This window comes from Streptomyces novaecaesareae (genome assembly GCF_000716875.1).
Classification (GTDB): Bacteria; Actinomycetota; Actinomycetes; order Streptomycetales; family Streptomycetaceae; genus Kitasatospora; species Kitasatospora novaecaesareae.
In genome coordinates this window covers 15,179-40,630 of record NZ_JNWQ01000028.1, presented here as the reverse complement: position 1 = coordinate 40,630, position 25,452 = coordinate 15,179, and the positions used below count along the sequence as shown (strand labels likewise).

At 72.2% G+C, this 25,452-nt stretch carries 18 protein-coding genes; 8 read left to right on the top strand and 10 right to left on the bottom strand.

Translation table 11 applies throughout. The features are described from left to right. Window positions 1-136: 136 nt before the first annotated feature. Window positions 137-2,992 carry an FtsK/SpoIIIE domain-containing protein gene (locus tag OP86_RS13085; protein ID WP_030257366.1) on the top strand — a complete coding sequence of 952 codons (2,856 nt, stop codon included), beginning with the start codon at window positions 137-139 and terminating at the stop codon, window positions 2,990-2,992. 558 nt (window positions 2,993-3,550) lie between these two features. Here the strand turns inward: OP86_RS13085 and OP86_RS13080 are convergent. The 3 genes from OP86_RS13080 to OP86_RS13070 form a co-directional block, all read right to left on the bottom strand. Then, entirely contained in the window at window positions 3,551-4,369 is an 819-nt protein-coding gene (locus tag OP86_RS13080) for a class I SAM-dependent methyltransferase (RefSeq protein ID WP_030059720.1), read from the bottom strand. Window positions 4,370-4,510: 141 nt separating this feature from the next. After that, window positions 4,511-4,813: a hypothetical protein gene (locus OP86_RS13075; protein WP_030059719.1), complete on the bottom strand. Its 303-nt coding sequence runs from the start codon at window positions 4,811-4,813 to the stop codon at window positions 4,511-4,513. Beyond that, window positions 4,810-5,835: an NsdA family TPR-like regulatory protein gene (locus tag OP86_RS13070; protein ID WP_483414669.1), complete on the bottom strand. Its 1,026-nt coding sequence runs from the start codon at window positions 5,833-5,835 to the stop codon at window positions 4,810-4,812. Before OP86_RS13070 ends, OP86_RS13075 begins: the two co-directional genes overlap by 4 nt. A 440-nt stretch (window positions 5,836-6,275) precedes the next feature. On the opposite strand from OP86_RS13070, the gene OP86_RS13065 reads away from it, so the two are divergent. The 4 genes from OP86_RS13065 (at window position 6,276) to OP86_RS13050 (ending at window position 9,114) form a co-directional block, all read left to right on the top strand. Next, a complete protein-coding gene (locus OP86_RS13065; RefSeq protein ID WP_078588711.1) occupies window positions 6,276-6,872 on the top strand; it encodes an asparagine synthase-related protein in 597 nt (198 codons plus the stop codon). Further along, the gene (locus OP86_RS34735; protein ID WP_078588708.1) at window positions 6,869-7,564 is read left to right on the top strand and encodes a lasso peptide biosynthesis B2 protein; all 696 of its coding nucleotides are present in this window, start codon (window positions 6,869-6,871) and stop codon (window positions 7,562-7,564) included. Before OP86_RS13065 ends, OP86_RS34735 begins: the two co-directional genes overlap by 4 nt. Further along, window positions 7,503-8,054 carry a GNAT family N-acetyltransferase gene (locus tag OP86_RS13055; protein WP_030257362.1) on the top strand — a complete coding sequence of 184 codons (552 nt, stop codon included), beginning with the start codon at window positions 7,503-7,505 and terminating at the stop codon, window positions 8,052-8,054. Before OP86_RS34735 ends, OP86_RS13055 begins: the two co-directional genes overlap by 62 nt. Before the next feature lie 205 nt (window positions 8,055-8,259). After that, window positions 8,260-9,114, top strand: a complete 855-nt coding sequence (locus OP86_RS13050) for a hypothetical protein (protein WP_030059715.1) — start codon at window positions 8,260-8,262, stop codon at window positions 9,112-9,114. 4 nt (window positions 9,115-9,118) lie between these two features. Here the strand turns inward: OP86_RS13050 and OP86_RS13045 are convergent, their stop codons facing one another. From OP86_RS13045 to OP86_RS13020, 6 genes are all read right to left on the bottom strand, one after another. Further along, window positions 9,119-9,964 carry a hypothetical protein gene (locus OP86_RS13045; protein ID WP_106973402.1) on the bottom strand — a complete coding sequence of 282 codons (846 nt, stop codon included), beginning with the start codon at window positions 9,962-9,964 and terminating at the stop codon, window positions 9,119-9,121. A 129-nt stretch (window positions 9,965-10,093) separates the two neighbouring features. Then, window positions 10,094-15,040, bottom strand: a complete 4,947-nt coding sequence (locus OP86_RS13040) for an NAD-glutamate dehydrogenase (RefSeq protein ID WP_030059713.1) — start codon at window positions 15,038-15,040, stop codon at window positions 10,094-10,096. 286 nt (window positions 15,041-15,326) lie between these two features. Further along, on the bottom strand, window positions 15,327-16,952 hold the full coding sequence (pruA, locus tag OP86_RS13035) for an L-glutamate gamma-semialdehyde dehydrogenase (RefSeq protein WP_030257359.1): 1,626 nt from the start codon (window positions 16,950-16,952) through the stop codon (window positions 15,327-15,329). A gap of 154 nt (window positions 16,953-17,106) precedes the next feature. Next, window positions 17,107-17,763 carry an HAD family hydrolase gene (locus OP86_RS13030; protein WP_267883109.1) on the bottom strand — a complete coding sequence of 219 codons (657 nt, stop codon included), beginning with the start codon at window positions 17,761-17,763 and terminating at the stop codon, window positions 17,107-17,109. A 77-nt stretch (window positions 17,764-17,840) separates the two neighbouring features. Next, complete coding sequence (locus OP86_RS13025; RefSeq protein ID WP_030061820.1) at window positions 17,841-18,350, bottom strand: DUF6912 family protein; 510 nt, start codon at window positions 18,348-18,350, stop codon at window positions 17,841-17,843. Window positions 18,351-18,483: 133 nt separating this feature from the next. Continuing rightward, the gene (locus OP86_RS13020; RefSeq protein ID WP_078588705.1) at window positions 18,484-19,668 is read right to left on the bottom strand and encodes a patatin-like phospholipase family protein; all 1,185 of its coding nucleotides are present in this window, start codon (window positions 19,666-19,668) and stop codon (window positions 18,484-18,486) included. A gap of 342 nt (window positions 19,669-20,010) precedes the next feature. Between OP86_RS13020 and OP86_RS13015 the strand changes: the two genes are divergently transcribed. Next, window positions 20,011-20,463, top strand: a complete 453-nt coding sequence (locus OP86_RS13015) for an Rv3235 family protein (protein WP_051830033.1) — start codon at window positions 20,011-20,013, stop codon at window positions 20,461-20,463. An 89-nt stretch (window positions 20,464-20,552) separates the two neighbouring features. On the opposite strand, the gene secA is transcribed toward OP86_RS13015, so the two are convergent. After that, entirely contained in the window at window positions 20,553-23,315 is a 2,763-nt protein-coding gene (gene secA, locus OP86_RS13010; protein ID WP_030061816.1) for a preprotein translocase subunit SecA, read from the bottom strand. A gap of 242 nt (window positions 23,316-23,557) precedes the next feature. Between secA and OP86_RS13005 the strand changes: the two genes are divergently transcribed. Then, on the top strand, window positions 23,558-24,127 hold the full coding sequence (locus OP86_RS13005) for a GNAT family N-acetyltransferase (protein WP_030061815.1): 570 nt from the start codon (window positions 23,558-23,560) through the stop codon (window positions 24,125-24,127). A 111-nt stretch (window positions 24,128-24,238) separates the two neighbouring features. Beyond that, window positions 24,239-25,450 carry a winged helix-turn-helix domain-containing protein gene (locus OP86_RS13000; protein ID WP_030257354.1) on the top strand — a complete coding sequence of 404 codons (1,212 nt, stop codon included), beginning with the start codon at window positions 24,239-24,241 and terminating at the stop codon, window positions 25,448-25,450. Window positions 25,451-25,452 lie beyond the last annotated feature (2 nt).

Sequence of the window (25,452 nt, the reverse complement as noted above, 5' to 3'; positions counted from 1 at the left end):
CGTCCGTGCCGGATGGCAGGATGGACACTCGCCACTCGTGTGGCCCAATGGGGCCGCCGCGGCCGCCCGGTGCGTCCACGACGGCGCCGGGCAGCGGTACCAGGCTTCACATCAGCAGAAGGGACCCGCGGGCGAGATGCAGATCCGGCTGACCGTCCTCCGACCGCGCAGCGGCCCGACCGCCGCCGGCTCCGCCATCCCCTACGTGGACGTGCTGGTCACCGCGCCCGTCGGCACCGCGCTCGGTGCCATCGCGGGCGCCCTCGCGGGCGCCGTCGGCGTGCGCGGGCCGCGGGCCGCCACCCACGTGCACCTCTACGCCGGGGCGCACCGGGTGGACGAGCACACCCTGCTCGGCCACCCCCCGCTGCTCGACGGAGCCGTCCTCAGCCTCAACGAACCCGACCCCACCGCCGACGACCCCGACGACACCCCCGCCGCCGCCGAACTGCGCGTGGTCGGCGGCCCGGACGCCGGCGGCGTGCACCGGCTGCACGGCCGGGAGATCCGGATCGGCCGCTCCGGCGAGGCCGACGTCCCGCTCGACGACCCGGACGTCTCCCGACTGCACCTCGCCCTGCACCTCGCCGAGGACGGCCGGGTCTCCGTCCGCGACCTCGGCTCCACCAACGGCACCGCCCTCGACGGCCGGCTCGTCCCGCCCGGCCCGCCCGAGGCCGCCGTCCCGCTGGAGCCCGGCGCCCTGCTGCGGATCGGCGAGTCCACCCTCCAGGTGGCCGCCCCGGCCCCGGCCGACACCGCCGCGGCCGCCCGCGCCGCCCTGCCCGACGGCCACGGCCACCTCCAGCTCGCCGCCCCCGGCCCGGCCGCCCGGCCCGCACCGCCGGCGGTCGAGCCGCCCGCCGCCCCCGAACCCGCACCCGGCCGGGGCCGCGGCCTGTTCTCCCTGCTGCCCGGCCGCGCCGCCGAACCGCCCGGCCAGGAGAGCGCCGAGCGCCACCACGCGGCCGTCCGACAGCGCCAGACCGCCGCCCAGCGCGAACGCTGGCCCGACCTCGCCACCCTGCTGCTCAACGCCGTCGGCCCCGGCCCCCGGCTGTGGGAGCGCGGCCCCGGCCACCCCGACGCGCTCACCCTGCGCCTGGGCACCGCCGACCGCCCCGCCGGCCCCGGCACCACACCAGGCACACTGCTGCCCGCCGTCCCCGTCACCCTCGACCTGCAGACCGCCGGCAGCCTCGGCCTCAGCGGCCCGCGCGAACGCCTGGACTCCCTCACCCGCGCCGTCGTCGCCCAGCTCGCCGCGCTGCACCCGCCGACCGGCCTGAGCCTGGTCCTGGTCGACGCCGACCCGACCCGCACCCCGGAAGAACGCGTCGACACCTGGGCCTGGGCCCTGTGGCTGCCCCACCTGCGCCCGGTCGACGGCCAGGACTGCCGCCTGCTGGTCGGCCTCGACGACGAACAGGCCACCGCCCGGCTGACCGAGCTCACCGCCCGGCTCAGCGGCCCGAGCGGCCTCGGCGGCCACCCCGCCACCGTGGTCGTGGTGGACGGCCGCCCGGCCACCGAGGCCGCCCGCCAGGCGCTCGACCTGCTGCTGCGCCAGGGCCCGGCGGTCGGCATCTTCCCGGTCTGCCTCGCCGAGCAGCCCGAACTGCTCCCCCGCGGCCTCGGCGCCACCGCCCTGATCACCGGCGAGGTCGGCACCCAGCTCTCGCTCGACCGCCCGGTCGCCCGCGGCCGCGAGACCTTGCACGAGGTCTCCCTGGACGCCGTCTCCGACGCCTGGGCCGAACGGCTCGCCCGCGTCCTCGCCCCCCTGCGCGAGGCCGTCCCGGCCGCCCGCGGCCCGCTGCCCGACGCGCTGCGCCTGCTCGACCTGCTGCAGCTCGACACCGTCACCCCTGCCAAGCTGTCCGCCCGCTGGGCCGCCCACGCGGGCGGCATCGGCGCCGCCACCGCGCTGCTCGGCACCACCCGGGACGAGCTGTGCACCCTCGACCTGGCCGACCCCGAGCTCTCCCTCCCCTCCCCCGACCCGGGCGGCCCGCACCTGCTGATCGGCGGCGCCCGCGGCTCCGGCAAGACCGAACTGCTGCGCACCCTGGTCGCCTCGCTCGCCGTCTCCGAACGCCCCGAGCGGCTCGCCGTCACGCTCATCGAGGGCCGGGCCACCGAGGACGGCCTCGACGGCTGTACCGAGCTGCCGCACGTCACCGGCCTGGTCAACGCCGCCACCGACCCCCGCGCCGCACTGCTCGCGGCCGAGGCGCTGGAGGACGAACTCGCCCTGCGGGAGCGGCTGTTCGACGGCCTGGACTTCGCCTCCTGGCACGCCGCGCGGATCCTGGACGGACACGGCCTGGACGGGCACAGCCTGGACGCCCGGACCGGCGTGACCGCCGACCACCCGCAGGTCCCGGTGCCCGCCACCGTGGGCGCCCCGGCCACCCTGGCCGCCCGCATCATCCCGCCGCGCAGCGCCGAAGGCCCCCGCCCCGCCGCCACCCCCGCGGCGCCCGTCCCGGCCCGGCTGGTCGTCGTCGTCGACGACTACGACGCCCTGCTCTCCCCCACCTCCCCGGCCGGCCGCCCGCTCGCCCGCGCCCTGGCCGCCGTCGCCCGCCGCGGCGGCCCGCTCGGCGTCCACCTCGCCGTCGCCACCCGCCGCCCGGAGGAGAGCGCCGGCACCGAGGTGGACGAGGCCGCCCTGCTCCGGATCGCCCTGCGCACCGACGACCCGGCCGACTCCGACCTGCTGATCCACCTCGGCGACGCGGCCGCCCTCCCCGAGGACACCCCCGGCCGCGGCTACCTCCGCCTCCCGGACGGCGGCGTCACCGCCTTCCAGGCCGCCCGGATCAGCGGCCGGATCCCGCGCACCGCCACCCTGCGCCCGACCGTGGTCGCGATAGACCCCCTCCAGGTCGGCGCCCCGCCCGCCCGCCGCCCGGTCCGCGAACTCGGCAACGGCCCCACCGACCTCGCCCTCCTCGCCAGCGCCCTCCAACGCGCCGCGGCCCGGTAGGCCCTGCGCCTTCCCCTTGATCGCCCCGTCGCCGCTTCGGCACCACCGAAGCGGCGACGCCTCCTGCGCAGGAAGTCGGCCGAACCGACTTCCCGTGCAGTGGGCAAGAACAGGCACCCGCCCACCCACCCGGCCACGAACACAACAACTCACGCGGCCCGGCCGAGTCGGCCGGGCCGCCCGAAACAGGTGCCGCCGGGAAGATCGATAACAGATCCGGTGAGTGATCAACACAAATGGGCGGGCCCATGCGCGAGCAGATGGGCCCGCCCAGTTCTTGCCCCCGCCACCCGCCGTCGCCGCTTCGGGTGCACCGAAGCGGCGACGGTACTGTCCAAGCTCTTCTGCGTAGGAAGTCGGCCAGACCGACTTCCTACGCAGAACAAAGGGAGGACGGCGGCGATGTTGGACACTGTCGGGATTGATCCAATTTCTGCATCGCTGCGAAGAATTCGAGCGCTGAAACATGATGCTGGCCTTCGAGATGATCTCGAAGGCCAGCACACGAGATGACGGAACGATTCGACCGACGAGGAACAAGAACCGCCGAATCAGATGTCAGGGACGGCAGATCAGGATGCCGCCAAGGCATGCGATTTTGAATGATCCCTCGGCCTCGATCGTGGCAGCAGCGATCTGGGCTGCTCGCCCGACGGTTTCGCGGAACGGGACGCCGCATTGGTCGGCCCACGCCTCGTAGGAGGCAAGGTGGGCGACGATTGGCGCGGGGTCGGTGATCTCGATGGTCCCGGGCAGTTCCCGGACCCGGATGTCATTGAACGCCGTCCGCAGGTAGCCGGGGGCCTTCTCCAGAGAGAAGCGAGAGCTGAGGGAGACCCGCGCCGGCCCCTCGGGAATCCCGAGGACGTCTCCTGCAGCTTTGGCCCAGAGCTCGTCCAGTTCGTGCTTGTCGGTGTCGCTGTTGGTGGAGGCAATGAGCACGCCGCCAGGTCGGAGGGCGCGGGCCAGTTCCTTGATCGCGGCCTCGATGTCGCCGACGTGGTAGAGCATGTGCAGGGCCAGCACGGCGTCGGCGCTGCCGTCGGCGAAGGGCAAGGCCTGAGCGTCGGCCACCAGAACCGGCTTCGCAACGTCGGCGAGGATGCCCGCCGAGATGTCCATCCCGACGGCCCGAAGGTCCGGGCGGTCCTTGTGTAGACGGCTGACGAACTTGCCGTTGCCACAGCCGACATCGAGGACGATCCCCCTTGTACCGACCAGCTCTTCAACGACGATCCCGGGCAGGTCGTACTGCGGCCTCTGCCACCGGTAAATCGACTGGCGGGCGGCCAGGTGGCGTCCGTCGGCGTAGGCACTGTTCGCGAGGATCACCTTGTCGGCGACTGCGGCGTCCTGCTGTGCGGTGTTGCTCGTCATGGGGGCAGCTCCGGAGTGATTGACGTCTTAGCCCTTCTGCCCTGCCGGAGGTGTCCGGCAGGGCAGAAGGACCCGAGGATCTCCTGCGCCGACCACATGCGACCGGTCTGAGCGCTTCTCAGACCGGTCGCCCTGCAGCCATCAGACGTCCCAGAAGGCCACGGTCGGCTCCGGCCACTCTGCGGCCGTTGCTGCGAGATCCGCCGGAAGCAGGGCAACCAGAGAGGCCCTGCCGTCGGCGACGGCCTTCAAGGCGGCTTCCCGGGCCTCACCCTTGGTGTCGAACATGCCATCCCCCACCGTTTCGTTGTGGGGCGGCTCGCCGACCTCGCCGACCCACTGTGACGCGCCCGGCCACACCCGGATGTGGGTGAGGTGGGAAGGCTCCGGGAGCCCCGCGACACCCCGAGCTGCGGCTTCCTTGATCACGTCTTCGACGGTCATGCTTGGGCTCTCCTCATCTCGGCCAGTGCGGCGTGCAGTCGTGCGGAGCGGACCACGGTGGAAAGGTCAGTGGCTGTGTGGGCGTAGTGCTCGGCTTCTTCCCGGGCGCCCTGACGGTAGAGCACCGTTGCCAGTTGGGCGGTATCGATCGCCTTCGAGCGGGCGCGGTTGGAGGTCTGAGAGTCCACGGCTCGGCGGAGTCGGGACACCAGGTCGGACACGGGTCTCCCCTTGACCGTCGCGAGCAGGTAGAGGGCGTGACCGGTCTCGCCGTGCAGCTTGTGCTCGGTGAAGTACCACATCCAGCGTGGCTCGCTACGGAGATCGCTTACGCGGCTGTAGATCGACTCCGCGAGGGCGATCTGTCGCATGACCTCGGGTTCGTCGCCCTGGATGGCGTACGCCTGGGCCTTCACCGCTGCAATCATCGCGAGTGCCGACAGCGGCACATTGCCCATCGCCATGTCGGCCAGGGCGACGACGTCCCTCGGCTTGCGCTCGGCGATCTCCTGGCGGGCGAGGCCGGTTGCGACGTGGCACAGCAACCCCTCATCGCCGGCCTCCTGGGCCGCCTTGATGCCAAGCCCGAACGTGCTTCGTGCGGGCGCGCTCTGGCCAGCGTCGAACGCCGACCACGCCGCCAGGTCCGCGAGATTGGCGATCTGGCCGCACAGCCGGTCGCGGACGCGCGGTCCCATCGATGACTTGGTGAGGTCGACGACGCTTCGCAGTTCACCGAAGGCCAGATGGCGAGTGGCGAGACCTCCGCTTCGCCGGTCCCACTCCTCCAGAGCGAAGGTTCGCTCGGCGATGTCGTCAACGTCCTTCATCCCCAAGGAAGATGGGGACGGAATCACGTCGGGCAAGATCGAGGCCAGGGACACGGCCAAGAAGTCACGGCGCTTCGACTCACTCACCTCCTCACGGTCCCGCCGGGTCCGCTTCGGGAACAGTCCCAGCTCTGCGTTCGTGGCCACGCCGAAGATGCCGCGCAAAGCATCACGGACATCCGCGTCGGCCAGCGGATCACGCCACGTTCTAATCGGCTGATCACATTGGCGTCAATCGCCGACTCACGGCCTGTCGCAGCCTTGATCCGGGCGTTCGCCCGGCTCGCGACCTCGCCCTGGGTCCACTCTCGCCCGAGACGAAGCCTTCGTAGCGCGTCGTTGGTCATCTGAGGCCCGTCTCTGCGGTGCCGCCGGTGAGGGCCAGACAGCCTACTGAACTGCCTAGCGTCTGCCTACAGGATCGCCCTGTCTCTGCTCGGCCCGCAGGCGTTTGATGGTTCTCAGTCGCCCAGGGTGATGGGCCGGTTACGCCGGTCCTGTCGGGAAGGCCCCCGGGCGGCGCCATCGGTACCTGCCCCGCTCACAGACTGGAGGCCGCGTGTCCCTCAGCGTCAGCGCAGCGTCCGCCGGCCGCTCGGTCGACGCGCGCATCGAGATTCCGGTAGTACTGCCTGACAGCCTCGGGTGCGAGCTGGAGCTCCCTTGCATTCCCCAATCGGCGAGTCTGGCCCGCAAGTGCCGACTCCGCCACCGCCCCGTACGACGACGCACTCAACCTAGGACACGCGGACCGCTACCTGCTGAGAGAGGCCCGCCATGTAGGCCGTACCGCCGCGACGGAGAACCAGCTCGCCGCCGTACACGGCATCGAGATGCACAACCCCTTCACGGACGCCCGCATCGTGGAAACCGTCCTCGCCACACCCGCGCCGCAGCGATGGTCCGCCCGCCGGTACAAGCCACTGCTGGCCGACGCCGTGACGGTCCTCCTGCCCCCGGACGTCGTCCAGCGCGGCGCCAAGGGCGTGTTCGCGGCGGACCACCATCACGGACTGCGCGCGAACAAGATCCGCGCCCTGAACCTCGCGGACGGACACCTCGCCGACCTCGGCCTCATCCGCCCGGCCGCTGTGCGCTCGCTGCTGGGCAACGCTGCGCTCGGCATCGACATCCCCTGGGGGCTGATCGAACCCGTCCTCGGCACAGAACTCTGGCTCCGGGCCTCAACTGCTGTCGGACAGGCGGTTCGATGGGAGGAGGCATCATGACAAGGCCAGTACCCTCGCGGCACACCCGCACCGCCCTGACCGGCCGTGCGGGCGTCGTTGTCAACTACCTGACCGGCGAGACGATCGTCCTCACGGGCGACGCGCTCACCCGCTGGCTCGGTGCCCTGGAACACAGCTCGGCGCCGGCCCCGGTGATCGTCCGCGACTCGCAGGTGTCGTGGGGCACGCGCGAAGCCCCCGCTCGCCTACAGGCGGTCACCCCACCACCGTGGGCCTGGCGCTTGACTGCGGCGGCCATCCTGGCGATGACCCTTGCCGTGCGCACGGTCGGCCGGCCGGGAACGAGGTTCGGGCGCCTGCGCCGCATCGCCGAAGTCGGCCACCACCTTCCGGCCCCGGCAGCGAGCCACGCCCGTCTGGTGGTGCGGTCGGTCCGCTGGACGGCCCGATGGTTCCCCGCTCGCGTCGCCTGCCTGGAGGAGTCCACCGCGGCTTCGCTCCTGTTGGCGCTCGGCGGACGTGGGGGTGCATGGCGGCATGGGGTGGCCACCGACCCGATTCGACTGCACGCCTGGATCTGCGACATTCACGGCCTGCCGGTCGAAGAACCCGAGCACACTGGCGACTACACGCCGATCAACACACCGACCGACCTGGAACGAGGCTCCGATGTCCGTCCCGCACATCCTGCTGCCCGGCAAGCGCGTCAGCCTGGCCATGACCAATCATGACCACCTGGCCGACTACCACCGCTGGGAGAACGACCCCGGCACGATCCTGGGCTTCGGTACGCAGGTCGCCCAGTCCTGGGAGGTCCGCGCCGGTGGCTGGGAGGCCCAGGGTCGTAACCGCGACTACCCCCAGTTCGAAGTGGTCACCACCGACGACCACACCCCCGTCGGCATCACGACTCTCCAGATCGACCCTGCTGTGAGGACCGCCGAGTACGTCGTCCTCCTCGCCCCCGAGGCGCGTGGGAAGGGCTTGGCTGCCGAGGCGACAGAGCTGACGCTTCGTTGGGCCTTCGAGTACACGGCCCTGCGGATGGTGTGGCTCAAGGTTTTGGAGCCGAACGCGGCAGGGATCGCGGCCTACCAGAAGGCCGGATTCCAGCCAGCTGGCCGCCTGCGGCAGTCCGGCCATTGGCTCGGCCGCCCCTGCGACGAGCTGCTCATGGATGCCATCGCCGACGACTTCCTTCTCACAACCGAGCCCGCCTGAGCGACAGGCGCGGCCGGACAACTACGCGCTCGGGGCCGTGGCCATCCCCATGGCCCCGCCCTCAACTACCCGCCTGTTAACCGATCTCGCAAACGCTTCGCACTCAGCGTGATGATTGTGCTACGTTGCGCATCATCAACAGAACAGAGAAGACCCCGGCGGTGGTGGAACACCCCGGGGTCCGGCACAGGAGCTGACACTCCCAATGCAGATTCATCGTAGCGCTCACGCGCGCTGTTTCACCGTTCTTCCGAACGGCCTCCTCCAGGACCGCCGCCTCAGCTACACCGCCCGGGGCCTCCTCGCGGACCTGCTCTCCCGCCCCGACGGCTGGCGCGAGGACGGGCGGCACATGGCCGACACCAGCCCGCAGGGACGCGGCGCCGTCCGCCGTGCGCTCAAGGAGCTGACGGACGCCGGGTACTACAAGGTCCACCGCGTTCGGCTGCCCAACGGCACCATTCGTTCCGAAGCCCATGTCTTCGACACCCCGCAGCTTGCAACTGCACCGGTTGTCCCCCGTCCGGCCGCCGGTGAGCGAGACACCGGCCGAGCTGTCACCCCTCCCGTAAAGGACCCGGGAGAAGTACCCACCCTCCCCTCCCAGTTGACGCAACCGGACGAGCAGACGCGCGCGGCGGTGGCAGCACTCTTCCGCGCGATCCGGCTCGAACCCCGGCTGCGCGTCGGCGAGGCCGAGGCCCTGCAACTGGCACCGCTCGTCGCGCAGTGGCTGGAACGCGGCAGCACCGCAGCCGAGTTGGCCCAAGCCCTGGTCCCCAGCCTGCCCTCGCCCGTGCACTCGCCGGCCGCGATCCTGCGCGACCGCCTCCAACGCAAGATGCCGCCCGCGCAGGCGGCGCCTCCGTCCCCGTCCTACGCCGAGTGCGCCAAGTGCCACGATCCGGTGCCCCGCCCCGGGATCTGCCGCCCGTGCGCGGGCCTCAGCACCAGAACCGTCGCGGTCGGCACCGGCGACACCGCCACGAGGAGCGGTGTCGCCCGTGCCCGCGCAGCGCTGCGCGGGCGCGGGCTCCCTGCCGTAGCGCCCAGTTGTTAGCCGGTCAGACGCACTTGCTGTCGCGGTCGGCAACGGCCATCCCGACGACCTTGCCGCCGTCCACGGTGAACTCCCACTTCCAGACCTGCTGGCCGTCGACCGGCATCTCGTACTTGCCGCTCTTGGCCAGTTGCAGGCCCTTGGCGCCGTACGCCTGCTGCAGGGCCTCCAGGGTGGAACCGGCGCCGATGCCCTCGGCCGTCCTGGCCTCCGCCGGGGCGACCAGCTCGCGCAGGCCGGTGGCGGCGAAGGAGACCCGGCCGGTGGCCAGGTACGCCTTCTCCTTGGTCTCCCGGGCCACCATCTGGTCGACCATGGACTGCGTCGCGTCCGCGATCAGCTTGGCGGTGGCGGCCGAGTCCTGGGCCGCGGCGGCCGAGCCGGCGGCGGCGTCGGCCGCGCCCTTGGCGGAGGCGTTCGGCGGCAGGGTGCCGGCCGGGGCGGGCGCCTTGCCGGTGGCCGCGTCCGCCTTGGCGTTGAGGTCCTTGTAGCGGGCCTCGGTGGCGGCCTCGGCGGCCATCCGGGCCTGGTCCGGCGCCGGGCCGCCCTTGTAGACGAAGTCCGTGCAGCCGTCGAGCAGCGAGACCGGCGCGGTCTCCAGCGCTCCGGTGGCCAGGCCCGCGTCCTTGGCCATGCCCGGCTTGAGGCCGCGGTAGCCGGCCGCCGTGAAGGCCTCCGGGCCCTTCGTCGTGGGCGCCGCCGAGGGCGCGCCCGCCTGGGCCGTCGCCGCGGCGCCGGCCTTCGCGGTGTCCTTCTTGTCGTCGGACGAGCAGGCCGCCGCTCCGGCGACCAGCAGCACCACCGAGATGCCCACGCCCACCGCGCGGACCGAGGCTCGGTTCTTCCCCATGTCGTGATCCCCCTTGATCGTTCGGGATCACCGTAGCGAAGGTGCGCTCACGATCCGCAATCGGTTTCCGTACGGCAAGCGGAAGGGGCCCGCGTCCGAAGACGCGGGCCCCTTCCGTGCGGCTGTCCGTCAGCGCATCGAGCCGGTGCGCAGGAGGGTGCGGATGACGCGCATCGCGACCGAGAGGCTGGACAGCTCGTAGTTGTCCGAACCCCTTATGTCGTCGAGGGTGCTCTTGGCCCGGTTCAGCAGGGTCGCGTTGAGGTCCGCCCAGGCGGTGTAGCGCTCCTCCGGGGTGGCGCCCTCGGGGCCGCAGACCAGGATGTCGGCGGTCAGTGCCGCGTGCGCCGCGAAGAGGTCCTCGCGGATCGCGGCCCGGGCCATCGACGACCAGCGGTCGGTGCGGGGCAGGTCGATGATGCGGTCGAGCAGGTGCGAGATCTGCAGCCGGTCGCCCAGGTCGTAGTAGAGCTCGGCGACGTCGGCGACGTCCTTGCCGGAGCGGTCCGCGACCTCGGTGATGTCCAGGGTCGGGAAGACCGAGGAGAGGCCGGCGATCCGGGTGGCGAGCTCCTCCGGCACACCGGCGGCGGCGAGTTCGCCGTACACCGAGTCGAACCAGGTCAGGTCCTCGCCGCGCAGCGGCTTGGGCAGCGAGCCCCAGACCTGCTTGACCCGGTCGTGGAAGAACTCGATGGTGCCGGCGATGTCGAGCGGCTGGCGGCGGTTGTTGAGCATCCACCGGGTGGCGCGCTCGACCAGGCGGCGCGAGTGCAGGCGCATCTTGGTCTGCACCCGGGCCGGGACCTGGTTGTCCAGGCCCTCGATCTCGCCCCAGATCTCCTCCAGGCCGAAGACGGCCCGCGCGGCGGCGTGCGTCCGGGCGATCTCCTCGTAGGTCGCGCCGGTCTCCTCCTTCAGGCGGAAGGCGAAGGTGCAGCCACCGCGGTTGATCGTGTCGTTGACGATCAGCGTGGTGATGATCTCGCGGCGCAGCGGGTGGCTGTCGATCGCGTCGGCGAACCGGGTCCGCAGCGCGCTCGGGAAGTAGTCGTGCAGCGCGGTGCGGAAGTACGGGTCGTCGGGCAGGTCGGTGGCGAGCAGCTCGTCGGCCAGGATGATCTTGGTGTAGGCGAGCAGCACGGACATCTCGGGCTGGGAGAGCCCGCGGCCGTTCTGCTGGCGGTCGCGGATCTGGCGCTCGGCGGGCAGGAACTCCAGCCCCCGGTCGAGCCGGCCGGCCGCCTCGAAGCGGTTGATCATCCGCGCGTGGACGTTGACCATGCTGTGCGCCTGGGCGACGGCGTTGGCCAGCACCACGTTCTGCGCGTAGTTGTTGCGCAGCACCAGGCGGCCGACCTCGTCGGTCATCTCGGCCAGCAGGGCGTTGCGCTGCTTGACCGTCATGTCGCCCTCGGCGACGACCTGGTTGAGCAGGATCTTGATGTTGACCTCGTGGTCCGAGGTGTCCACACCGGCGGAGTTGTCGATCGCGTCGGTGTTGATCCAGCCGCCGGTGCCCTCCGGGCCGCCGGTGGCCGCGTACTCGATGCGGCCGAGCTGGGTGCAGCCGAGGTTGCCGCCCTCGCCGATGACCCGGGCCCGGACCTGCTCGCCGTTGACGCGGATGGCGTCGTTGGACTTGTCGCCGACCTCGGCGTTGGTCTCGGCGGAGGCCTTGATGTAGGTGCCGATGCCGCCGTTCCAGAACAGGTCGACCGGCGCCTGCAGGATCGCCTTCATCAGCTCGGCCGGGGTGAGGCGGCTCTCCTGGATGCCGAGCGCGGCCCGGACCTGCGGGGTCAGCTGGATCGACTTCGCCGACCGGGGGTGGACCCCGCCGCCGGCCGAGATCAGCGACTTGTCGTAGTCGTCCCAGGAGCTGCGCGGCAGGTCGAAGAGCCGGCAGCGCTCGGCGTACGAGGAGGCCGCGTCCGGGTTCGGGTCGAGGAAGATGTGGCGGTGGTCGAAGGCGGCGACCAGGCGGATGTGCTCGCTGAGCAGCATGCCGTTGCCGAAGACGTCGCCGGACATGTCGCCGATGCCGATGACGGTGAAGTCCTCGGTCTGGGTGTCGACGCCGAGTTCGCGGAAGTTGCGCTTGACCGACTCCCAGGCGCCGCGGGCGGTGATGCCCATGCCCTTGTGGTCGTAGCCGGCCGAGCCACCGGAGGCGAACGCGTCGCCGAGCCAGAAGCCGTACGACTCCGCGACGCCGTTGGCGATGTCGGAGAAGGTCGCGGTGCCCTTGTCGGCGGCGACGACCAGGTAGGTGTCGTCCTCGTCGTGGCGGACCACGTCGGCCGGGTGCACGACCTCGCCGCCGACCAGGTTGTCGGTGATGTCCAGCAGCGCCGAGATGAACGTCTTGTACGAGGAGATGCCCTCGGCCAGCCAGGCGTCGCGGTCCACCGACGGGTCCGGCAGCTGCTTGGCGACGAAGCCGCCCTTGGCGCCGACCGGCACGATGACGGTGTTCTTGACCATCTGCGCCTTGACCAGGCCCAGGATCTCGGTGCGGAAGTCCTCGCGCCGGTCGGACCAGCGCAGACCGCCGCGGGCGACCTTGCCGAAGCGCAGGTGCACGCCCTCGACCTGCGGCGAGTAGACCCAGATCTCGAACGCCGGGCGCGGGGCCGGCAGGTCCGGGACGGCCTTCGGGTCGAACTTCATCGACACGTAGGAGTGCCACTCGCCGTCGGCGGCGTGCTGGAAGAAGTTGGTCCGCAGGGTGGCCTTGATGAGGTTCAGGAAGGAGCGCAGGATGCGGTCCTCGTCCAGCGAGACGACCTCGTCGAGGGCGCCGGCCAGCTCCTCCAGGATGCCCTCGGTCAGCTCAAGGGCGCCCGAGCGGTGGCTCGGGCTGAGCCGGGCCTCGAACAGGTTGACCAGCAGGCGGGTGGTGTGGGTGTTGTTGCGGAGCGCGTCCTCCATGTAGTCCTGGGAGAACGTGGAGCCCGCCTGGCGCAGGTACTTGGCGTACGCGCGCAGCATCATCGCCTGGCGCCAGGTCAGCCCGGCGGTCAGCACCAGCTCGTTGAAGCCGTCGTTCTCGGCCTTGCCCATCCAGGTGGCGGCGAAGGTCTCCTGGAAGCGCTCGCGGGCCTCGTCGGTGAGCCCGGTGGCCTCGCGCAGTCTCAGGCCGAAGTCGTACACCCACGCGGTGGTGCCGTCGGAGCGGCGCAGCGCGTACGGGTGCTCGTCCAGCACCTCGACGCCCAGGCGCTGGAGCACCGGCAGGACCTCGGTGAGCGAGATCGGGCCGCCGACCCGGTAGATCTTGAAGCGGCGCTCGTCGTCGCCGGCGCCGACCGGCTGGTACAGGTTGAGGCGGAAGTCGCCCTCGCCGTGCAGCGACTCGATCTGCTTGATGTCGGCGACGGCGGTGCGCGGCGGGAAGTCGGCGCGGTAGCCGTCCGGGAAGGCGTTGGCGTACTTGTGGCCGAGCTCGGCGGCCTTCTCCTCGCCCAGTTCGAGGTGCAGCTGGTCGTGGAAGCCGTCCATCCAGAACCGGGCGGCCTCGGCCAGGCGGTTCTCGATCCGCTCGATGTCGCTGTCGGTGAGGTGCGGCAGCTCGGTGCCCGGGGCGACCCGGACCACGAAGTGCAGGCGGGTCAGCACCGACTCGGTGGCGTACACCGTGTAGTCGATGGTGGCGCCGTTCAGCTCCTCCTTGAGGATGTCGGTGAGCAGCAGCCGGATCCGGGTGGTGTAGCGGTCGCGCGGCAGGTAGATGAACGCGGAGAAGTAGCGCCCGTACTCGTCCTGGCGCAGGAAGAGGCGCAGCTTACGGCGCTCCTGCAGGTAGAGCACGCTGGTGGCGATGGAGAGCAGCTCGGAGGCCGGGGTCTGGAAGATCTCGTCCCGCGGGAAGGTCTCCATGATCTGCAGCAGGTCGCGGCCGTCGTGGCTCTCGCTGGAGAAGCCGGACTCCTCCAGCACCGCCTGGACCTTGCGGCGCACGACCGGGATGCGGGTGACCGACTCGGTGTAGGCGGCCGAGGAGAACAGGCCGAGGAAGCGGCGCTCGCCGATCGGCTCGCCGGCGGCGTTGAACTTCTTGACGCCGACGTAGTCCAGGTAGGCCGGGCGGTGCACGGTGGAGCGGCTGTTGGCCTTGGTCAGGACGAGCAGCTTCTTCTCGTGGGCCTTGGCGCGCACCGGCGCGGAGAGCCGGCCGAAGGCCTCGCTGACCGAGTGGTGGCGGTCGTCGTGGCTGTGCGGGTCGGCGCGCAGGATGCCGAGGCCGGTCCCGGCGACGGCCTTGAGGACCTCCTCGCCCTCGTGCTCGACGAGGTCGTACTCGCGGTAGCCGAGGAAGGTGAAGTGGTCGTCGGCGAGCCAGCGCATCAGCTCCCAGGCCTCGCCGACCTCCTGCTCGGGCAGGCCGGCCGGGGGCTGCTCGGCGAGCTCGTCGGCCAGGCGCAGCGAGCTCTCGCGCATCTTGCCCCAGTCCTCGACGACCTCGCGGACGTCGCCGAGCACGCGGCGCAGGTTGGTCTCGATGGCGCGCAGGTCGTCGCGGTCGGTCTCGCGGTCGACCTCGATGTGCATCCACGACTCGACGGTCGCGTCGGCCGGCCACTCGGTGCCGGCGGCCTGGCTGCGGGAGCAGGCGTCGACGTCCAGGATCTCCAGCAGCTTGCCGGTGATGTCACGGCGGACGAGCAGCTGGGGGTGGATCACGATGTGGATCGCGCGGTCCTGGCGGGACAGCTCGTTGGTGACGGAGTCGACCAGGAACGGCATGTCGTCGGTGACCACCTCGACCACCGTGTGGCCGCAGGACCAGCCGTTCTCCTCGACCGAGGGGGTGTGGACCCGCACCTCGGCGGTGCCCTGGGGGCGCTTGAGGCCCAGGCGGTAGTGGGAGGCGGCCGCACCGTAGACGTCGACCGGGTCGCGGTCGACCAGGTCCTCGGGCGCGGTGTGGAGGTAGTAGTGGTGCAGGTACGCGGTCAGAGCGCCGTTGCTCAGACCCTCTCCCGGCGCCGCTCCCCCCACCTGGCTGTTCTCAGCTGCTGCGGCTGCCTTCTTGAGCAGTTCGGCCTTGGCTGCGTCCAGCTTGGTCTGCATGACTTCTTGGCTCCTGTCGCGCGCCGTTGCGTGACTCGGTGGTGTGTGGATGTACACCGACGGGTCAGCCGCAATCCTGCCGCACCATCCGACTGAAAGGGGCTCATGGCACGCATGAAACGTCCTCCCAGTGGGTAGGACGACACGTTCGTCCTGCAAGCCACCCGACGACGCCAGCCAGCCTAACCGGATCAATCGAAGGTGGACAGGGACAGGGAGGCGCAAACCTGCAGGATGTCGGGTCCGTCCTGGACAGCATGTCCAAACCGGAGCCTGATGTTCACTCTCAGCCCATGTGCGGGTATCCGTGGTGTGTCGGCGGGACGAAGGACTCCTTGATCGAGCGGGCCGAGGTCCAGCGCAGGAGGTTCTGGGCGGCACCGGCCTTGTCGTTGGTCCCGGAGGCCCGGCCGCCGCCGAAGGGCTGCTGGCCGACGACGGCACCGGTCGGCTTGTCGTTGATGTAGAAGTTCCCGGCGGTGAAGCGCAGCTCCTCGACGGCCTGGGCGATGGCGTAACGATCCTGCGCGATCACCGAGCCGGTCAGGCCGTACGGGGCGCCGCCGTCGACCCGCCGGAGCACGTCGTCCCAGCGGGAGTCCTCGTACACGTGGACGGCCAGGATCGGGCCGAAGTACTCGGTGCGGAAGATCTCGCCCCGGTGGTCGGAGGAGACCAGGACGGTCGGCCGGACGAACCAGCCGATCGCGTCGTCGTACTGGCCGCCGGCCGCCAGTTCGATCGTCGGGTCGGCCTTGGCGCGATCGATGGCGTCCCGGTTCTTCTCGAAGGCGCGCCGGTCGATCAGGGCGCCCATGAAGTTGGACAGGTCGGTCACGTCACCCACCGCGAGCGCGTCCACCTCGGCCAGGAAGTCGTCCTTGATCCGCTGCCAGAGGCTGCGCGGCAGGTAGGCGCGGGAGAGCGCCGAGCACTTCTGCCCCTGGTACTCGAAGGCGCCGCGGATCAGCGCGGTCCTGAGGATCTCCGGGTCGGCGGAGCGGTGGGCCAGCAGGAAGTCCTTGCCGCCGGTCTCGCCGACGATCCGCGGGTAGGTGCGGTAGCCGCCGATGTTGGCGCCGATGGTCTGCCACAGGGACCGGAAGGTGGCGGTGGAGCCGGTGAAGTGCAGCCCGGCGAGCGCCGGATCGGCCAGCGCGACCGGCGAGACCTGCAGGCCGTCACCGGTCACCAGGTTGATCACGCCGGGCGGCAGGCCGGCCGCCTCCAGCAGCCGCATCAGGTGGTGGGCGGCCAGCATCTGGGTCGGCGCGGGCTTCCAGACCACGGTGTTGCCCATCAGCGCGGGGGCGGTGGGCAGGTTGCCGGCGATCGCGGTGAAGTTGAACGGGGTGATCGCGTAGACGAAGCCCTCCAGCGGGCGGTGGTCGGTGCGGTTCCACACCCCGGGCGAGGAGATCGGCTGGTCGGCCAGGATCTGCCGGGCGAAGTGGACGTTGAACCGCCAGAAGTCGATCAGCTCGCAGGCCGAGTCGATCTCGGCCTGCTGCACGGTCTTGGACTGGCCGAGCATGGTGGCCGCGTTGAGCGTCTCCCGCCAGGGCCCGGCGAGCAGGTCGGCGGCCCGCAGGAAGACCGCCGCACGGTCGTCGAAGGACAGCGAGCGCCACTGCCGCCCGGCGGCCAGCGCCGCGTCCACCGCCGCGCGGGCGTCCTCCCGGGTGGCGTTGCCGAGCACGCCCAGCTTGGCCGCGTGGTGGTGCGGCTGGACGACCTCGATCCGCTCGCCGCCGCCGAAACGCCGCTCACCGCCGATGACCATCGGCAGCGGGACCTGCTCGGCCGCCAGTTCGTCCAGCCGCCGGACCAGCCGCTCCCGCTCCGGGCTGCCGGGCCGGTACGCGTGCACCGGCTCGTTGACCGGGGTCGGCACCTCGGTGACTGCGTCGATGGGCATGGCGGCTCCGTCCTGCTGACTGCTCGGCTGTCAGTCCAGCCTGACCAGCGGCGGCCCGATCCGCCCGCTCAGACACGCGGACGGCGGACGTGGCGCCCGCCACTGCGACCGGGCCGCCCGACTCCCGCCCACCCGGGGAGAGGGCCGCTCAGCCGGCGATCCGGCCCGCCAGCTCCACCGCCTCGGCCAGGGTGTCCACCACCGGGACGCCGACCGGCTCCAGCTTCTCCCGCGTGTGCGAACCGCCGGTGTACAGCACCGCGTGCGCACCCACGCTCAGCGCCGCCAGGGCGTCGTCCGCCGCGTCCCCGATCAGCACCGTACGGGCCGGGTCGACCTCCTCGCCGAGCGCGGCCAGGTGCCGGACGAGGTGCTCCGCCTTCTGCCCGCCCGCCGGGCCGCTGCGGCCGTCCACCCGCAGGAAGTGGCCGGTCAGGCCGAAGGTGTCGACCAGCGGGACGAGGTTCTCGTGCACGTACAGCGACAGCAGCGACTGGCTGTGCCCGGCCGTCTGCCAGTCGGCCACCAGCTCACGGGCGCCCTCGGTCAGCCCGCAGGACGAGCTGAGCTCGCGGTAGCGCTCGTGGAAGGCGTCGTCCAGCTTCAGCCACTCCTCCCGGGAGGGCTCCCGGCCGAGCAGCCGCTGGTAGAACCGCGGGATCGGGATCTCGTACTGCTCCCGGTACTCCTGCAGGCTCATCGGCCCGACGCCGATGGTCGCGAACGCGGCGTTGCTCGCCCCGAGCACCGCCTCCATGTCGTGGAAGAGCGTGCCGTTCCAGTCCCAAACGATGTGAGTGCGCACGGAGGACAACGGTAACGCCGGGCACCGACACGCCGGTAGGGCTCAGCTCACGCACCCGTCCCGGACGGCTCGCCCGCTCACGCCAGCAGCGCGGGGATCTCCTGGGTCGCGAACCAGAGCAGGTCGTGGTCCTCGGCGCCGTCCACGGTGAACTGGGCGTCCTGGTCGCCCGCGTCGGCCGCGACCACCGCCGCCACCGCCGCCGCCACGTCCGTGACCACCTCGTCGTCGGACACGTCCGCGTGCACCGCGGCCGCCTTGGCCAGCCGCACCGGGCCGGCCAGCACCACCCGGCCGAGCGAGGCCTGGTCCTGGTACTCGTCGCCGGGGAAGGGCCGCACGGACGCGTCGGCCACGTCCAGCGCCACCACGACCCGGCGGCGCGGGGCGTCCGGGTCGGCGGCCAGCAGCCGCAGCGAGGACTGCGCGGCCCGGTTCAGCGCCGCGTACTCCAGCTCCTCGAGGTCGTCGCTGACGTACCACTCGCGCAGCGCGGGCGTCACGGCGTACGCCGCGGACTGCTCCAGGGCGCCGCCCTCGTGTGCCGCCGCCAGGCCGGTCAGGGTGGTGGGCACGTACACGCGCATCGGTGACACTCTCCGGTTCGGTCCAGCGGGGTCCGTCCAGCCGGGTCCGTCCAGCGGAACGGATTCCCCGGCGCCCCAAGAATAAGCGCCGCCGGGCCCCCGTGATCACCTGCGGTGCGGCTTGCCCGGCCGTTCACCGGGCGGCCCGCAGCGCCTCCCGGCTGGTCCGCAGGGCGCTCTCCAGGACGGCGCCGCGGCGGGCCGGGTCCATCAGGTTCGGGCCCATCACGGCGAGGTCCGCCAGGGTCGGCGCGAGCAGCCGCACCCGGACGCCCTCGGCCCGCAGCAGCGCGGCCTCGCGCAGCAGCTGGCGGGTGACGGCCCGGCGGTAGCGGCTGACCAGCTGCGCCAGCACGCCGCGCGGGCGGTCCCGGGCGCGCCACTCACGCAGGGCGGCCAGGGTGGCGCGCCCGGCCGGGCCGGAGCGGTCGTCCCGGCCGGTCCCGTCGCCGCCCCGGTCCAGCCGCAGGGCCATCGGGGCGAGCACGTACACCTCGTCCAGGCCGCGCCCGAGCATCAGGTCGGCGTTGGTGGCCGACCAGCAGCCGCCGTCCACGTACGCCGAGCCGTCCAGGCGCACGGGCGCGAACCAGCCGGGGATCGCGCAGGAGGCCATCACGGCGTCGGCGACCGCGACCGCCGGGGCGTCCGGATCGCCGAAGACCACCCGGCGGCCGCTGCGGTAGTCCACGGCGGCCACCCGCAGCGGCGAGCGCGCCGCCCCCGCTGCCCCCGCCGCCGTCCCGTCCGCCGGTTCCGCGCCCTCGGCGCCCGCGTCCGGGGCCGCGTCCGGGGCCGCGTCCGGCCAGCCGCCCGGGCCGAGCAGCCCGCGCACCAGCTCGCCGACCGGCGCCAGCGAGCCGCGGCCGTGCGGCGCCATCGCCGAGACCATGGTCAGCAGCGGGTACTCGCGCGGGTGCCGGACGGCGTCGCGCAGCAGGCCCGGTGAGCCGATGCCGGCCCGGGGGCGGGGCGGCAGCGCGCCACCGACGGCGGTCTCGTAGTCGAAGGCGACCCCGGCCAGCGGCCCCTCGGTGATCGGCAGGCCGCGCTGGTGGTCGCGCAGCTGCTCGGGCCGGACCCCACCGGCCAGCATCGCCGCGAGGATCGCGCCCGCCGAGGTGCCGAGCAGGACGTCGGCCCCGCCCGGCTGGCGCCCGGTGGCCTCCTCGACGGCGCACAGCGCGCCGACCGTCCAGGCCGCGCCGAGCATCCCGCCGCCGCCCAGCACCAGGCCGCGCCGGGGTGCGCCCCCGGCGGGCGGGGCGGTGCCCTCGGCCGCCGGGGCCGGCACCGTCGCTGCTACCCGTGTGGTCATGGCGGCCGCCCGTCGTCGTGGGGGCGGCTGCCCGCGCCCCGCGGTTCCCGGTCAGGCTCCGATGGTGCGCGCCGGGAGCGGTACCGCGCAACGCGGCGGCCCGGCGCGAACCACCCGGTCCGCCCAGCCGGAGCGTCCCCTTTCGGACCGTACGGCCCGCCCCCGCACGTCAACCGGGCGTTGCGCGAACGCTGCGCCGATCCGCCGCCACACTGGCCGACTCACCCGGATAGGTGAACTCGGAACCCGGCCCGGCCCGCGCCGAAAAGGCATTGCCGCCCAGCCCCGGCCGCCACCAGCCTGGACCCGTCCGTACCCGCACCACCCGGCCGAGGAGCCACCGTGACCGCCCACCTCACCGCCCGCCCGCACCGCCACCCGCACCCCCGCCCGCACACCGCCGGCGCCTGCGACCCGGCCGGGCGCCGGCCGCGCCACCCGCGCGCCGCCTGCACCGGCGCCCCCGGCCACGACGCCCGGGCGCTGGCCTCCCGCTTCGCCCACCAGCTGGTCGAGGTGCTCACCGGCGCCCGGCCCTCCGGCCAGCTGATGCGGCACACCAGCCTGGACGGCTACGGCCAGCTCGCCTCGCTGGTCCGGGCCGGCGCACTGCGCCGCGGCGGCGCCGCCGACCGGCCCCGGCTCGGCCCGGTGCACGACCGCTCGCCCTCGCCCGACGCGGTCGAGGCCTGCGTGCGGGTCGACCTCGGCCGGCGGCACCACATGGTGGCCTTCCGGCTGGAGCAGCGCGGCCCGGCCGGGCAGTGGCAGTGCACCGCCGTGGAGGCCCGGTGAACACGCGGCGCCACGCGGGGGCGCGGGGAACGGCGCAGGGCGCCGCCCCGGTACGGGTACGGCGCCCTGCGCGGCGTCCTGCGGCCGACTCAGGCCTTGCGGCGGCGGCCCTTGGCGGACTTGGCGGCCTTGCGGCGCTCGGCGCGGGTCATCCCGTCGCCCTCGTCCTCCGGCGCGAGGTCCTCGAAGTCGCCCTCGATGACACCGCCGCCGACCTCGTCCGAGGGGGCCGTGTAGTGCAGCCGCTGCGGCTTCGGGGCCTCCAGGCCCTTGGCCTTGATCTCCGGGCGGGCGGCGTCCTTCTCCAGCTTGTCGAGCACCACCTGGGCGTCCTCGACCGGGACCTCCTCGACCTGCTGCTCGACCTGGACCTCCAGGTTGAACAGGTAGCCGACGGACTCCTCCTTGATGCCCTCCATCATCGCGGTGAACATGTCGTAGCCCTCGCGCTGGTACTCGATCAGCGGGTCGCGCTGCGCCATGGCCCGCAGGCCGATGCCCTCCTGGAGGTAGTCCATCTCGTAGAGGTGCTCGCGCCAGCGGCGGTCCAGCACCGACAGCACGACCCGGCGCTCCAGCTCGCGCATGATCTCCTCGCCGAGCTGGTCCTCACGGGCGCCGTACTGCCCCTGGATGTCCTCCTGGATGACCTTGGTGAGGAGCTCGGAGGTCAGGCCGCCGGAGCCGCCCGCCTCCTCCTCCAGGTCCGCGAGGTCCAGGGAGAGCGGGTAGAGCTGCTTGAGCGCGGCCCAGAGCTTCTCCAGGTCCCAGTCGTCCTCGAAGCCCTCGCCGGTGGCCGCCTTGACGTAGGCCTCGACGGTGTCGTCCATGAAGTGGCCGACCTGCTCCTGCAGGTCCTCGCCCTCCAGCACGCGGCGGCGCTCGCCGTAGATGACCTCGCGCTGGCGGTTGAGCACCTCGTCGTACTTGAGGACGTTCTTGCGGATCTCGAAGTTCTGCTGCTCGACCTGGGTCTGCGCGGAGGCGATCGCCCGGGTGACCATCTTGGACTCGATCGGCACGTCCTCGGGCACGTTGGCCATCGAGAGCACGCGCTCGACCATGCCGGCCTTGAACAGGCGCATCAGGTCGTCGCCCAGCGACAGGTAGAAGCGGGACTCGCCCGGGTCGCCCTGACGGCCGGAGCGGCCGCGCAGCTGGTTGTCGATCCGGCGGGACTCGTGGCGCTCGGTGCCGAGGACGTACAGGCCGCCGGCCTCCTTGACCTCGTCCTGCTCGGCCTTGACCGAGGCCTTGGCCTTCTCCAGCGCGGCCGGGAAGGCGGCCTCGTACTCCTCCGGGGTGTCCGTCGGGGTCAGCCCGCGCTGCGCCAGCTCGGCGGCGGCCAGGTGGTCGGCGTTGCCGCCGAGCATGATGTCGGTGCCGCGGCCGGCCATGTTGGTGGCGACGGTGACGGCGCCCTTGCGGCCGGCCTGCGCGACGATCTGCGCCTCGCGCTCGTGGTGCTTGGCGTTCAGCACCTCGTGCGGGATGCCGCGCTTGCGCAGCTCCTGGGAGAGGTACTCGGACTTCTCGACCGACACGGTGCCGACCAGCACCGGCTGGCCCTTCTCGTGCTTCTCGGCGATGTCCTCGACGACGGCGGCGAACTTGGCCGGCTCCGACTTGTAGATCAGGTCGGGCTGGTCGATGCGCAGCGGGGTCTTGTTGGTCGGGATCGGGACGACGCCGAGCTTGTAGATCTGGTGGAACTCGGCGGCCTCGGTGGTGCCGGTACCGGTCATGCCCGCGAGCTTGTCGTACAGGCGGAAGAAGTTCTGCAGGGTGATGGTGGCCAGCGTCTGGTTCTCGTTCTGGACCTCCACCCCCTCCTTCGCCTCGATCGCCTGGTGCATGCCCTCGTTGTAGCGACGGCCGGCCAGGATGCGGCCGGTGTGCTCGTCGACGATCATGACCTCGCCGTTCATCACGACGTAGTCCTTGTCCGCCTTGTACAGCTCCTTCGCCTTGATGGCGTTGTTCAGGAAGCCGACCAGCGGGGTGTTCACCGACTCGTAGAGGTTGTCGATGCCGAGGTAGTCCTCGACCCGGGTGACGCCCTCCTCCAGGACACCGACGGTGCGCTTCTTCTCGTCGACCTCGTAGTCGCGGTCGATCTTCAGGCGCTGAACCAGCTTGGCGAAGTCGGCGTACCACTTGGTCGCCTGGTCGGCCGGGCCGGAGATGATCAGCGGGGTGCGGGCCTCGTCGATGAGGATCGAGTCGACCTCGTCGACGACCGCGAAGTTGTGGCCGCGCTGGACGAGTTCGTCCTTGGACCAGGCCATGTTGTCGCGCAGGTAGTCGAAGCCGAACTCGTTGTTCGTGCCGTACGTGATGTCCATCGCGTACTGCTGCTTGCGCTCGGCGGGCGTCATGTTGGCGAGGATCACGCCGACTTCGAGGCCCAGGAAGCGGTGTACCCGGCCCATCCACTCCGAGTCGCGCTCGGCGAGGTAGTCGTTGACGGTGATCAGGTGGACGCCCTTGCCGGTCAGCGCGTTCAGGTAGGCGGGCAGGGTGCCGACGAGGGTCTTGCCCTCACCGGTGCGCATCTCCGCGACGTACCCGTGGTGCAGGGCCGCACCACCCATGAGCTGGACGTCGTAGTGCCGCTGGCCGAGCACGCGCTTGGCGGCCTCGCGGACGGTGGCGAAGGCCTCGGGGAGGATGTCGTCCAGGGTCTCGCCGTCGACGAGCCGCTGCTTGTACTCGTCGGTCAGTGCGCGCAGCTCGGCGTCGGTGAGGTTGACGAAGTCCTCTTCGATGGAGTTGACCTGGGCAGCAATCCGCTGCAGCTTGCGAAGGATCTTGCCCTCGCCTGCGCGCAGGATCTTGTCGAAGACGGACACTTGAGCGGGCTCCTTGCCTGTATTGGCACTGGACGACTGCACGGGGGGTCCACCCCACCGCACGGGCCATCGTATGCGAGGAGTCCAATGCCCCGGGAGGTGCGTCAGCACGGTATTCCCGTGTCACCCGCGCGAGCACATAACCAGATAGCACCGTCCACCGGGACAAAACGGTCGACTGGTCGAGGAGTTGGCCAGATAATCGGATGCCCCGATTCCTCATGCCACGGAATAATCCGTACATGGACGAACTCCCCACCGAACTCCCCACCGAACCCGTCACCCTCACCACCGAGCGCCTCGTCCTGCGTGCCCCGCAGGAAAGCGACATCGACGCGGTGTACAGCGCCTGCCAGGACGCCGAGATCCAGCGCTGGACGGTGGTTCCCTCCCCGTACCGGCGCGAGGACGCGGAGTTCTTCGTGCGCGATCTCGCCGTCGAGGGCTGGCGCACCGGTACGAACCGGATCTGGTGCGTGTTCGAGCGCGGGTCCGGCGCCCTGGTCGGCAGCCAGGGGCTCGTCCTGCGCGACCACGACCCGCGCTGCGCCGAGGTCGGTTGGTGGGCCGTGAAGGAGTTCCGCGGCCGCGGCTACACGGTCGAGGCCGCCCGCGCCGTGTCCCTGTACGGGCTGCGCGAGCTGGGGCTGCGCCGCCTGGAGTGGCAGGCCTACGTCGGCAACGAGGGCTCCCGCGCCGTCGCCGAGAAGGCCGGCTACCGCTTCGAGGGCACGCTGCGCTCCTACGCCGAGCAGCGCGGCGTCTTCCACGACGCCTGGCTGGCCTCGCTGCTGGCCTCCGACCTGGACTGACACCCGGCAGGCCGTGCAGACCCGGTAGGCCCTGCACGCCCTGCACGCCCTGCAGCCGGGCAGGCTCAGCCGGCCCGGTCGCTGTCAGTGCCCCGGGCTACGCTCGCCGGCATGACCGCCGAAGCCGCCCGCAGCGTCCCCGTCACCGTCCTGAGCGCCGACGACGCCCGCCGGATCGCCCTGCGCGCCCAGGGCCTGCTGGGCGCGCCCGACCGCCGGGCCGGGGTGCGGGGGGTGCTGCGGCACCTGGGCGCCGTCCAGCTGGACACCATCTCGGTGCTCGCCCGCTCCCACGAGCTGGTGCCGTACGCCCGCCTCGGCGCGGTCGGCCGCCCGGCCGTCGAGGCGGCGTACTGGGGCGGGGGCACGAGCTTCGAGTACTGGTCACACGCGGCCTGCATCCTGCCGGTCGAGGAGTGGCCGCTGTTCGCCTTCCGGCGCCGCCGCTACCGCGACCGCGGCCACCTCTGGGGCCACCAGGTCGCGCCCGAGACCTACCGGCTGGTGCTGGACAAGCTGCGCGCCGAGGGTCCGCTGACCTCCACGGAGCTGGGCGGCGCCAAGAAGACGGCCGAGTGGTGGGACTGGTCCGACACCAAGGTCGCGGTCGAGCGGGCGCTGGCCTTCGGCGACGTGGTCTGCACCGAGCGCCGCGGCTGGAAGCGCGTCTACGCCCTGGCCGAACAGGCCATCCCGGACGCCCTGTTCGGGCAGGACCGGTCGGACGAGGAGTGCGTGCGCACCCTGGTCGCCCAGGCCGGCGCCGCGCTCGGCGTCGCCACCCGGGCCGACCTGCTGGACTACCACCGGCTGCGCGCCGAGGAGTTGGCCCCAGTGCTCGCCGACTGCGGGCTCGTCCCGGTCGAGGTGGAGGGCTGGGGCCCGGACGGCGCCGCCGCCCCCGCCTGGGCCGATCCGGCCGCCCTCGCCACCACCCCGCGCGGACGCCACCGCACCACGCTGCTCTCGCCGTTCGACTCGCTGGTCTGGGACCGCCCGCGCACCGAGCGGATCTTCGGCATGACGCACCGGCTGGAGGCCTACACCCCCAAGCACAAGCGGGTGCACGGCTACTTCGCGATGCCGCTGCTGGCCGGCGGCCGGCTGGTCGGCCGGGTCGACCCGGCCCGCGAGGGCCGCACCCTGGTCGCCCGGCAGGTCTCGCTGACCGACGACCGGGGGCAGGGGGCCCGGCACCTCGCGGCACTGGCGACGGCCCTGCGCGAGGCGGCAGCCTGGGTCGGCTGCGACGAGGTACGGGTCGGGGCGCTGCACGACGAACGGCTGCGCCCCGCCCTGGAGAAGCTGCTGGCGGACGGCTGAGT